11 protein-coding genes and 1 tRNA gene are annotated in these 11,498 nt (G+C 33.0%); 10 read left to right on the top strand and 2 right to left on the bottom strand.

Annotation, left to right across the window (positions count from 1 at the left end; translation table 11 throughout):
• Positions 1–131 precede the first annotated feature (131 nt).
• A complete protein-coding gene (locus QLQ94_RS03435) occupies positions 132–899 on the top strand; it encodes an amidohydrolase (protein ID WP_271338203.1) in 768 nt (255 codons plus the stop codon).
• Here QLQ94_RS03435 and QLQ94_RS03430 read toward each other — a convergent pair.
• Entirely contained in the window at positions 896–2,593 is a 1,698-nt protein-coding gene (locus QLQ94_RS03430) for an Ig-like domain-containing domain (RefSeq protein WP_271338218.1), read from the bottom strand. The genes QLQ94_RS03435 and QLQ94_RS03430 overlap by 4 nt on opposite strands.
• Positions 2,594–2,869: 276 nt before the next feature.
• Between QLQ94_RS03430 and QLQ94_RS03425 the strand changes: the two genes are divergently transcribed.
• From QLQ94_RS03425 to QLQ94_RS03405, 5 genes are all read left to right on the top strand, one after another.
• Positions 2,870–3,769 (top strand): hypothetical protein, encoded by a 900-nt coding sequence (locus tag QLQ94_RS03425; protein WP_276598392.1) that lies wholly within the window; start codon positions 2,870–2,872, stop codon positions 3,767–3,769.
• Positions 3,729–6,101, top strand: coding sequence for a hypothetical protein (locus QLQ94_RS03420; RefSeq protein ID WP_271338201.1), 2,373 nt, complete (start codon positions 3,729–3,731; stop codon positions 6,099–6,101). The genes QLQ94_RS03425 and QLQ94_RS03420 overlap by 41 nt, the downstream gene beginning before the upstream one ends.
• Positions 6,102–6,113: 12 nt before the next feature.
• Positions 6,114–6,518: a methylmalonyl-CoA epimerase gene (gene mce, locus QLQ94_RS03415; RefSeq protein ID WP_271338200.1), complete on the top strand. Its 405-nt coding sequence runs from the start codon at positions 6,114–6,116 to the stop codon at positions 6,516–6,518.
• Positions 6,519–6,664: 146 nt separating this feature from the next.
• A tRNA-Ile gene (locus tag QLQ94_RS03410) sits at positions 6,665–6,738 on the top strand.
• Positions 6,739–7,376: 638 nt separating this feature from the next.
• Positions 7,377–7,628: a hypothetical protein gene (locus tag QLQ94_RS03405; RefSeq protein ID WP_271338199.1), complete on the top strand. Its 252-nt coding sequence runs from the start codon at positions 7,377–7,379 to the stop codon at positions 7,626–7,628.
• Positions 7,629–7,753: 125 nt separating this feature from the next.
• Here the strand turns inward: QLQ94_RS03405 and QLQ94_RS03400 are convergent, their stop codons facing one another.
• A complete protein-coding gene (locus tag QLQ94_RS03400) occupies positions 7,754–8,344 on the bottom strand; it encodes a riboflavin synthase (protein WP_482499213.1) in 591 nt (196 codons plus the stop codon).
• Between the two features lie 57 nt (positions 8,345–8,401).
• Between QLQ94_RS03400 and pdxA the strand changes: the two genes are divergently transcribed.
• From pdxA to QLQ94_RS03380, 4 genes are all read left to right on the top strand, one after another.
• Positions 8,402–9,451, top strand: a complete 1,050-nt coding sequence (pdxA, locus tag QLQ94_RS03395) for a 4-hydroxythreonine-4-phosphate dehydrogenase PdxA (RefSeq protein ID WP_271338197.1) — start codon at positions 8,402–8,404, stop codon at positions 9,449–9,451.
• A gap of 106 nt (positions 9,452–9,557) precedes the next feature.
• Positions 9,558–10,100 carry a YceD family protein gene (locus QLQ94_RS03390; RefSeq protein ID WP_271338196.1) on the top strand — a complete coding sequence of 181 codons (543 nt, stop codon included), beginning with the start codon at positions 9,558–9,560 and terminating at the stop codon, positions 10,098–10,100.
• A 9-nt stretch (positions 10,101–10,109) separates the two neighbouring features.
• Positions 10,110–10,304 (top strand): 50S ribosomal protein L32, encoded by a 195-nt coding sequence (rpmF, locus tag QLQ94_RS03385; protein ID WP_007137315.1) that lies wholly within the window; start codon positions 10,110–10,112, stop codon positions 10,302–10,304.
• A 172-nt stretch (positions 10,305–10,476) separates the two neighbouring features.
• The gene (locus QLQ94_RS03380; RefSeq protein ID WP_271338189.1) at positions 10,477–11,475 is read left to right on the top strand and encodes a beta-ketoacyl-ACP synthase III; all 999 of its coding nucleotides are present in this window, start codon (positions 10,477–10,479) and stop codon (positions 11,473–11,475) included.
• The last annotated feature ends 23 nt before the right edge of the window (positions 11,476–11,498 follow it).

Here is an 11,498-nt window from a genome sequence, read left to right as displayed (position 1 = left end):
CAATATTTTTTCGTGAAGCATTTTTAATATCCAAAATATGTGTTGTTTTTAGCCGTGTTTTGAGAAAATTTTGCAGATAATGCTTTTTCTGAGAAAATTCATTTTAATCTTAAAATTCGTATTTTTGAGATATGAAAATAGCACTTATTCAATCCGATCTTTACTGGGAAGACGCTTCTAAAAACCGAAAAAACTTCGAATCGAAGATCAATCAGGTCGATTCTACGGTTAATTTGGTAGTACTTCCGGAAATGTTTTCAACGGGATTTACCATGAATGCGCCTGTTGTTGCTGAAACTATGCAAGGCGAAACCGTTCTGTGGTTACAATCTTTAGCAAAACAAAAAAACTTCGCCATAACGGGAAGTTTAATTATTGTCGAAAACGAGAAATATTATAATAGAATGTTGTTTGTTTTTCCGTCAGGCGAAATTCAATATTATGACAAGCGCCATTTATTCTCGCTTGCCGGCGAAGATAAATTTTATACCAACGGAGACGAAAAGGTTATTGTAGAATATCTTGATTGGAAGATTTGCCTCCAGATTTGTTACGACTTGCGATTTCCTGTTTTTGCAAGAAATGTCGAAAATTATGACCTATTGTTATATGTTGCCAACTGGCCAAAAGTTAGAACCAATGCCTGGGATGCTTTGCTAAAGGCACGAGCAATCGAGAATTTAACTTATGTCGTTGGTGTAAACAGAGTAGGGCTCGATGCAAACAATTACGAACACACAGGGCATTCGCAAGTGATTGATTTCTTAGGAAATTTTATTCTGGAACCTCAGGAAACCGAAGCAGCTTTTATAGTAGAATTAGATAAAAATGCAATGTTAGAAACTCGAAAAAAACTCGATTTCTTAAGTGATAAAGATGTTTTTGAGATTAAAAACTAGAACGCTTTTCGCTTCTTTTCGTCGTCTTTTTTCTTTTTATCAATTTGTTTTTTCTCGACTTCAGGATTAAAAGGTACGCTTAAATCAATCGTTTCATCAACATCCCAATTTGTTCTTACATCAATTTCTTTTTGGTAATAAAACACCTCTTCAGAATAGGTTTTGTTGAGGAAATTTCCCGCGTCATACATTTTGTTTTTGTTGTCGTCGTAGATTATTCTCAACGTAAAGGCCTCTGGCTGTAATAAGTCGAAACTTATTTTTGTTTCTCCCTCAGAATATGCACTAGCCAGTACAACGTCACCCTTTTTATTTGTAACCTCAATAATTATCGGGAAGCGTTTTACGTTTCTCAGATTCAATACAAGATTCCCGTAATCAGCATATTCTTTTGTCGTTAATTTATAAGCAAGCGTATCGTTTGCCTTTTCATAAAAATCAGTCAAAGCACCTGGAAAAAAGGTAATATTGTATTTGTCGACTGGTTCTTTTTTGAAATCAACATATAATTTTTGTTCAAACTCGTTGTATTCTGTTGTAAAATCTACAGCAACAGAGTCTTTGTTAACTAATTTAATTTTCGATTTATCAAATTTAACCAGTGGTGTTGCTGATTCTAAAGTAAATCGATCCCTAAAATTCAGGACACCATTTTGTAGTGCCGTAATGTTTAAGGTGTCTTTCTTTTGATCTTTAATCTTAAAAGTAAATTTTTTGTTGTAATTGTCCCTGCTGATTTCCATGGATAGGGAATCTATTTTCTCTACTTTTATTGGTTTGTACCAAACTTGCAAAGAGTCTTTTTTAGGGAATGCCGTGACGATAGTTTCTAAAACCTCGTTATTGTGTTTAAGAACAATTTTGGGTTTAGAAAGTTTAAAGTTTTGTTTTCCTTCATATGGAAGATATGCTCTGTTTCCGGATGCCTGAATTGGTTTAAAAGCTTTTAGCGGAAGCGTTTCTCTAAATAATTCTAATTCGAATACAGTATCATTTGGTACAGTGATATAATGTTTAAGGAATCCAATTTTATCATCTTTAGGATTGTATCTGTTATTTGCGCCTTTGTCTTTTAAGGCCATCAGCAAGTATTTTCCCGCCTTTAAATTTTCCAGTTTAAAAGTTCTCAAACTGTCTAAAGTATTCGTGATATATCGCGGAGTTTGCTTATAAATCATAGAATCCTTATAAGTGTCATTTACTTCATAAAGCATTACAGATACAAAATTGTCTACATTTTTTTCGTATGCATCCTTAATTTGTCCGCTAATTGAAAGTGAATCAATATAAGATCCCGTAGAGAAAATATATTTGAATTGATTAATTGCGTTCCCTTCATTATTGTCAGCAATACTTTGACCAAAGTTAAAACTATAGGTAGTATTAGGTTGTAAAGTATCTTTTATTTTTATGGTGATAACTTTACTTGCAGTTGTTGGTAAAATCACCGGCTCATGTTTCATAGGAGGTGAAATAATAAGCTGTTTGTTTATGTTTTTAAGTTTTACATATTCATCAAAACCCAGAATGATTTCATTTCCTTCAAAATTAGTACTCATGTTTTTTGGAGAACTATATTTTAAAACCGGAGCAAGAGTGTCCTTAAGTCCGCCGGTAATGCTGCCTCGTTTAGCGCAGCTCAACATTAAAAATACAAGTAAAAAGGCAATATATCTGAAGTTGTTTTTCAACATAACGGTTTCTAAATTTGATTGCACAAAATAACGATTATATTTGCTTTAATTGAAATTTTTTATCCATTTATTAGGATTTAAAGCTTTCGCCTCTGACTATTTTTTTGAATTTGAAATCATCAACACGATATAATTTCTTACTTTTGATTTTAAATATAATTTTTCCTGGTTTTGATAAGAAGATTTTTAGTTGGCATACTCTTTTTTTTACTGATTTCCTGTGGTAAAAATGAAAAGCCCATTGTAGCTTTTTATTATTGGAAAACTATTTTTAAATTGTCTCAAACAGAGAAAGAGGTGTTACAGGATAATAATGTAAGTAAACTTTATATTAGATATTTTGATATTGGTTTGCAGCCCAAAACACAAGAGCCAATCCCAATAAGTCCCATCCGGTTTAAGGAAAATGTAGATCAGTTTGATATTGTTCCCGTAATTTTTATTCAAAACAAAGTCATGTCGCTCCCTAATCTTGATATAGATGATTTGGCACAAAAGACAACTCGTTTAGTAGAGGAAATGAACACGAAGAATAAAATTGTTGTTCAGGAGATTCAGATAGATTGCGACTGGACTTTGACGAGTAAAAACAATTATCTTAAGTTTATTGAGCGCTTTAAACAGCTTTCGAAGAAAAAACTTTCAGCAACGATTCGTTTGCATCAGGTAAAATATTTCAGGAAAACGAAAATCCCAAATGTCGATTCCGGAGTATTGATGTATTATAATATGGGAACTATAGCAAATGATTCCCTAAATTCTATTTACAGCCAAAAAATCGCTGAAAGATATCTTAAAAGTTTAAAGAAATATCCTTTGCATCTTGATTTTGCATTGCCAATATATTCCTGGGCAGTTCATATCAGAGATCAGAAAGTGATAGGTTTGCGTTCGAAACTGAATGTGAGTGAACTTAAAAAAGATGCTAACTTCGAGAAAATCGGAACAATCTTTTTTAAGGTGAAAAAATCCAATTATAAAAACGGAATCTTTTATGAAGAGAATGATTTGCTTAAAATTGAGGCAATTTCTTCAGAGGATTTAAAAGAAATGGCAGAGGATCTGAATGAAAATTTAGTTCAGCCTCCAAGAGAAATTATATTTTACGATTTAGACGAATTCAATATTAAAAACTATGAAAAGAATATTTTTAAGCAAGTTATTTCTTGTTTCTAGTGCGGCTTTATTTTCTGTATACGGAATAATTTATGCTTGTGGTGGTGGTGACGACTGGGATTTTTTTAGTTATAATTCAAACTTTACACCTGAAACATTTGCAGATAAGTCGTATTCGCCACTTTTTTTATCAGGGGATATTTTTTACGGAATTGGCTTTGATACAGAACACAACTCCAGATTTAATGACGACATAAAATCAGATTGGGGAAATTATCTAAAGGGTAAAGCAGATGCCGCGACAATAACTTATTTTTTAATTGGTGAGGAAACGCCAAGATATTCTTCGGATAAAAAAGTACCTCAGAATAAAACGGATATTGAACAGCTGCATGTTTTTTTTAAGAGTAAAAAAGACAATCAGGTTTCGCTAAAATGGGGTAAGAAAATCAATTTGAAAGATGATAAGGTTAAAAGCTTTATCGAGTTTTTGTATTTGGCACAAAAAATAGAAACGGTTTCTATTGGTGATGATTATTGGAGTTATGATCCTGTGGTGGCAAAAACGTTTGATGATCTGAAAATGATTCAGTCTATCGAAAATGTTTATAATACAACTTCAGATTCATTCCTGAAAAACAGATATTGGTTTCTTACCGCGAAAGCTTATTTCTATAGCAGTAATAAGAAAAAAACAATTGAATTTTTTAATAAAACAGAAGCTTCTGTACCAAAAAACACCTTGTATTATCGTGCTCTTTCTTATGTTGCGGGAATAAACTATAAACACAAAAAGTATTCGGCTTCTAATTATTTATATGCGCAGGTATTTGATAAATGTCCTGAATTGAGAATTGTTACTGCGTATAGTTTTCATCCGCAAAATGAGGCAGATTGGAATAAATCTTTGGCAATGGCTAAAAGTAACAAAGAAAAAGCGGCACTTTGGGCAGTGCATGGTTTTTATAAAGATGAAGCGCAGGCAATAGGGAAAATTTATGAATTAGACCCTAAAAGTGAACATCTGGATTATTTGTTAACCCGACTAGTGAATAATCAGGAACAGGCAATTAATAATTCATTTGAAGTAAAAATAAAGTCTGATGATTATAGTTCACCAGTTGTAAAACAGACTGTTGTTGAAAACAGATTAGAGAATAAAGCGAAGATTAATCTTAAAGCTTTTGATTTAGTAGCTAAAATTGCCGCCGCAGGAAATACTGCAAAACCATATTTATGGGATATTTCATTAGGGTATTTGCAAACCTTAAAAGGGGATTATGCTGCTGCTGATATCAATCTGAATAAAGCCGAAACGACATTGCCAAAAACAGAGTTGGCGGGTTATCAATTGCGCTTGCTTCGTTTTGTGAATAATATGAGTAAAATTGACAAACTGACGGATAAAAACGAAAAAACAGTTTTAGCCGATTTGAATTGGTTGTATCAGGAACTTCCTAAAACGTATAAAAGTCAGGAATTCCGTTATCAAAATGCCGTGCAATGGAGCAAGAATTATTTGGCTGCTTTGTACAGAGCGAAATCAAATCCTGTAATGGTAGAATTGTTTGGCGGAGATGCTCATTCGAATTCTTATTATTGGGGCGGAGGAAATGCATTTTATGATAATGAGAAGAATTTATTAGACATGAAATCATTTTTGGCTAAGCCAAATAAAACTGAAATCGAGAAAATTGGAGCAGGAATTTATTATCTGAAATTAAAAGATATTAATAATTTTCAGGCAGTTCAGGCGACATTCAAAAATGAAATTCCCGAAGCAATTGCATTTATTCAACAAGCAGATTCAGTTCAGTATTATACTTTTTTAGGAAATCCGTTTAATGGGAATATCAAAGATTGTCATGATTGTGATCATTCAGCCTATCAAAAAAAGAAATATACACAGCTGGATTTCTTAAATACCGTAAAAGCAATGCAGGATAAGCTTGATCAGAAAGAAGATGTATATACGAATAGTTTGTTGTTAGGAAATGCGTTCTATAATATTACTCATTTTGGAAACGGCAGAACTTTCTACGAAATAAGTATTGTAGGTTATGGTTCAAGTCCTTACTCATTCAGGGGTTCAATGAAAAAGATGATTACGGATTGTGATGTTTCCAGAATGTATTATCAAAAAGCCTTAGAGGCGGCGACAACAAAAGAGCAAAAGGCAAAATGTACTTATATGCTGGCAAAATGTGAACGTAACGAATACTATAATAATAAGTACAACAATTTAAAGAATTGGTGGGAAGCTGACGATGATAAAATCAATTTTCTTGCCTGGAGTAATTTTAAAACGTTGAAAAAAGACTATTCAGATACGAAATACTATCAGGATGTAATTGCTGAATGCGGTTATTTTAATACTTATATTAATCAGTAAATTGTATTTAAAATGGTAAATAAAATAGAGCATATCGGGATTGCAGTAAAAAACATGGACGATGCGAATGTATTGTTTGAGAAATTATTGGGCGTTCCGTCCTGTAAAATGGAATCTGTGGAAAGCGAAGGCGTTTTGACTTCTTTTTTTCAAACCGGAACCAATAAGATTGAACTTTTAGTAGCGACAAACCCGGAAAGTCCAATTGCGAAGTTTTTAGAAAAAAAGGGAGAAGGAATTCATCACATTGCTTTTGATGTTGATGACATTCATGCCGAAGTGACCCGTTTAAAAAACGAAGGTTTTGTGCTGATTAATGAGGTTCCGAAGAAAGGAGCCGACAATAAATTAGTAGTTTTTCTGCATCCAAAAAACACAAATGGTGTTTTGGTGGAGCTTTGTCAGGAAATTAAATAAAAAAATGAGTTCTGGTGATCTGAAATAAGCTATTGAAAATCAATAATGTCTAAAAAATATGAGGTATTATTTGAAATTAAATAGAAATCATATCCCAAAATATTTGGAGTGAATGAAAAATAATAGTAATATTGCATCCTCAAACCGGTCCTATAGCTCAGCTGGTTAGAGCACCTGACTCATAATCAGGTGGTCCCTGGTTCGAGCCCAGGTGGGACCACTACTAGAAATTAAGCCTTTATAGCAATGTAAAGGCTTTTTTTATGCACTGTATTTTTCTTCCGAATTTCTTCAAATGTCTTTTTTTGATACTTTAAAAACTTCTAGTGTGCTATTGCGATTTTTTTAAGTCGGAATTTTGCAATCTCATTATCTTTTTTAATTTTTTTGAAACAAAAAAGAACTAACAATTTTATATAGATCTTATCGGTATTGAGTATATCGAAAAAAACATAAAATATCAAATGATGATGATTTGTCTGTAAAGATGTTGTTAAAGAAAAACATCTTTGGTCAGTACAACCTCTAAGTGCACTATAGAAAGTTGCAAATTATAAGAAAGTAAATCCCTTTAATCTCTGATATTTGGGCACCGTTGAATTTTGTGTGATTCGCCGAATTTGAAGTGAATTTGTGTGTTGCAAAATCTGATTAAAATAACTGTTCTGCTGAGAAAACTGTCTACAGAATGCTTGCCATTTTCCGTTGTATTAACTGAGGTGTATATAAATTAGTTGACGGACTTGACTTAAAATGTTATTTTTTACATCGTAATTTTGCATATTGAGCCTGTGTGCTTAAATAATTTTCGAGAATTGTTTAATAGAATTTATAATGTAGTGTAAAAAATCATCAAATTTGGATAAGACAGATGTGAACGGCCAATATTATAAGTTTATCAATAGATTGATGAAGCTTGATGATGAGAAATCTAAGCGCATAATGAAATTTGATAGCCGGGATTGCCTTCTTTGCTGTAAGCCTTTAAAAGAGGCTGAATATTTATTGACTCAACCACATGGTCAACTATTCGAACAGGATGTTTCTGTGGAATTAAGTCATCAAATGAATAAGGTAAAAGTACTGTTTGTTGTTGGTTATAATCTTTGAATCTCGTGTGTAATCAGTTACTTAACACTGATTAAATTTACAAAATTGCTTATAAAAATGCAAACTAAAAAAAAGAAGCTGACTCAGTTTTGAGACAGCTTCTTTCTTTTGTAAGCGGTTTAGACTTATTTGTTTATCGAATAAAGTCTTGAAATGTATTTTCCGACAACGTCAAATTCTAAGTTGATTTTTGTTCCAACTTCGAAATTTTTGAAATTAGTGTTTTCAAAAGTATACGGAATAATCGAAACGCTAAATTCGTTTGTCTTAGAGTTTACTACCGTAAGGCTTACCCCGTTTACCGTTATTGATCCTTTTTCGATTGTAATATTGCTGAGGTTTTTGTTGTATTCAAAAGTGTAGTTCCAGCTTCCGTTTGCTTCTTCGATCTTGCTGCAGGTTCCGGTTTGATCTACGTGACCTTGTACAATATGACCGTCAAGGCGGTCGCCAAGCTTCATTCCTCTTTCCAGATTTACAATATCGCCAACCTTCCAGTCTCCAATATTGGTCTTCGAAATGGTTTCTGCAATAGCAGTTACAGTATAAAGTGAATCTTTTATTGCGACAATAGTAAGGCATATTCCGTTGTGCGAAACACTTTGATCTATTTTTAATTCATTCGTAATTGAAGCATCGACTGTAACGTGAAGATTATTTTGATCTTTTTGTATTTCGTGAATCCTTCCAAGGGTTTCTATAATTCCTGTAAACATTGTTGTTTTATTTTACTAAATTTGCACATCAAAATTAGTAATAAATAACCTGAGCTCATGAATAAAAAAGCAGAAAATATAATAGTTGGAATTTCAATTGGAGATTTAAACGGTATTGGAAGCGAAGTTATACTAAAAACATTCGAGGATTCCCGTATGTTAGAAATGTGTACACCGGTTATTTTTGCCAATGCCAAAATACTTTCTTTCGTTAAAAAAAGTTTCACTTCTACAGTTCAATTTCATGGAGTTGATAAACTAGATCAGGTTGTGCCCGGAAAAGTAAATGTTTATAATCTTTGGAAAGAAGGTGTTGATATTAATCTGGGCGTAAATGATGAGAAGATAGGAGAATATGCCATAAAATCTTTTGTTGCGGCTACAAAGGCTTTAAAAGAGGATTTGATAGATGTTTTAGTTACAGCTCCAATTAATAAATACAATATCCAGTCAGAAGATTTTAAATTTCCCGGACATACAGATTATTTAGATCAGGAATTAGAAGGAAATGCACTAATGATGATGGTGCAGGATAATTTGAGAGTTGGTTTATTAACAGATCATGTTCCCTTAAGTGAAGTTTCTTCGCATTTGACAGAAGAATTAATTACAAGAAAAATAGAAACAATAAGAAAATCTTTGATTCAGGATTTTAGTATCGTAAGACCTAAAATTGCCGTTTTAGGATTAAATCCACATGCTGGCGATGGCGGTGTAATTGGTAAAGAAGATGATTTGGTTTTAAAGCCCGCTTTAAAGAAAATATTTGACGCCGGAACAATGGTTTTTGGACCTTTTCCTGCTGATGGATTTTTTGGAAGCGGTCAATATGAAAAATATGATGCTGTTGTGGCAACTTATCACGATCAGGGATTAATTCCTTTTAAGACATTGTCTTTTGGAAAAGGAGTTAATTATACAGCTGGTTTAAATAAGATCAGAACTTCGCCGGATCACGGTACAGCCTATGATATTGCTGGGAAAGACATGGCAGATTTCAATTCGTTTAGAGAAGCGGTTTATCTTGCAATAGATATTTTTCACTCCCGTAATCAGTACGAAGAGATAAGTCAAAAACCACTTAAAATAAAAGAAAAACAGTTATAAACAAAAAAAGGTGAATAAGATTATTAGTTTTATAATAATTTTATATCTTTGCACCCCAATTCAGGTATCTGATTTTTAGATAAGAGTTGGTGAAATTGATGTTGAAATGAGCAAAACAAAAGAATTTTTAATTCCTTTCATAGGGTTAAAGCTAGGAAAACACCATTTTGAGTATCAAATAAGTAACATGTTCTTTGAGAACTTTGATTACGACGAATTTCAAAGTTCGGATATCAAAGTAGGTTTAGTTTTAGATAAGAAGAGCAGCATGTTAGAGTTGGAATTCAAACACAAAGGAACTGTAAATGTACCTTGTGATCTGACAAGCGAAGATTTCGATTTGCCTTTAAAAGGAAAAATGAAATTAATTGTTCGCTTTGGAGATGAATTTAATAACGATAACGAAGAGTTGTTGATTCTGCCGCATGGAGAGCATGAAATAGATGTAGCACAATACATTTATGAAATGATTGCACTGTCGGTACCTTTAAAACGAGTTCATCCAGGAGTAAAAGACGGAAGTTTGCAAACTGAAGCCTTGAAAAAACTAAATGAACTAACAGTCAAAGAAACAAAAGAAGAGAGTAAACAAGAAGAAGATATTGACCCGCGTTGGGACAAATTAAAGAAACTATTAACGGATAAATAATATAGTAAAATGGCACATCCTAAGAGAAAAATCTCGAAAACAAGAAGAGATAAGAGAAGAACACATTATAAAGCTACTGTAGCTCAAATCGCTACATGTCCTATTACTGGAGAAGCACATTTATACCACAGAGCTTACTGGCATGAAGGTAAAATGTATTACAGAGGGCAAGTTGTTATCGATAAATCTGTAGCGGTTGCTTAATACGTTTTTGTAAATTATACTAGAACTCTCACATAGTGAGAGTTTTTTTTGTTGGTTATAATTTTCTGTTTTTAAGAAAATAGATACAAATTCGCTTTGTTTTTTTTTGTAATTTTCAAGTCTTTTAAAAATTTTTCAAATCACAGTATTTGAGACGAAATAATAGAATATAATGAATACAATCACAGCCGCAATTACCGCTGTTGGAGCTTATGTTCCTGACTTCGTTCTTTCGAACAAAGTATTAGAAACAATGGTTGATACCAATGACGAATGGATTACTACTCGTACTGGAATTAAAGAAAGAAGGATTTTAAAAGATGCTGATAAAGGAACGTCGTTTCTTGCTATAAAAGCAGCACAGGATTTAATTGCGAAAGCAAATATTGATCCTTTAGAGATTGATATGATTATAATGGCAACAGCTACAGCAGATATGCCGGTAGCCTCAACAGGAGTTTATGTTGCAACAGAAATTGGAGCTACAAATGCATTTGCATACGATTTGCAGGCTGCGTGCTCAAGTTTTTTATACGGAATGTCAACTGCTGCAGCTTATGTGCAGTCAGGGCGATACAAAAAAGTATTATTAATTGGTGCTGATAAAATGTCATCGATTGTAGATTATAAAGACAGAGCAACTTGTATTATTTTTGGAGATGGAGCGGGTGCCGTTTTATTCGAACCAAATTATGAAGGCTTAGGTCTGCAAGATGAATACTTGCGAAGCGATGGTGTAGGACGCGATTTTCTTAAAATTCCTGCCGGAGGTTCTCTAATACCAACTACTTTAGAAACCGTTCAAAACAATCAACACAATATTATTCAGGACGGAAAAACCGTTTTTAAATATGCTGTAACCAATATGGCTGATGCAAGCGAATTGATTCTGAAAAGAAACAATTTGACTAATGAAGATGTTAACTGGTTAGTGCCACATCAGGCAAACAAACGTATTATTGATGCTACTGCAAGCAGAATGAATCTTGAGGATTCAAAAGTGTTAATGAACATTGAAAAATATGGTAATACGACGTCAGCTACTTTACCATTGGTATTAAACGATTTTGAACACCAATTCAAAAAAGGAGATAATATTATTTTTGCCGCTTTTGGTGGTGGATTCACTTGGGGATCTATTTACCTAAAATGGGCTTACGATAAGAAATAAATTAAAACTAAAAACAAATCATT

This window comes from Flavobacterium sp. B114r (assembly GCF_056824125.1).
Note: the sequence above shows the minus strand (reverse complement) of the source record. Positions and strands in the feature narration are given on the sequence as shown.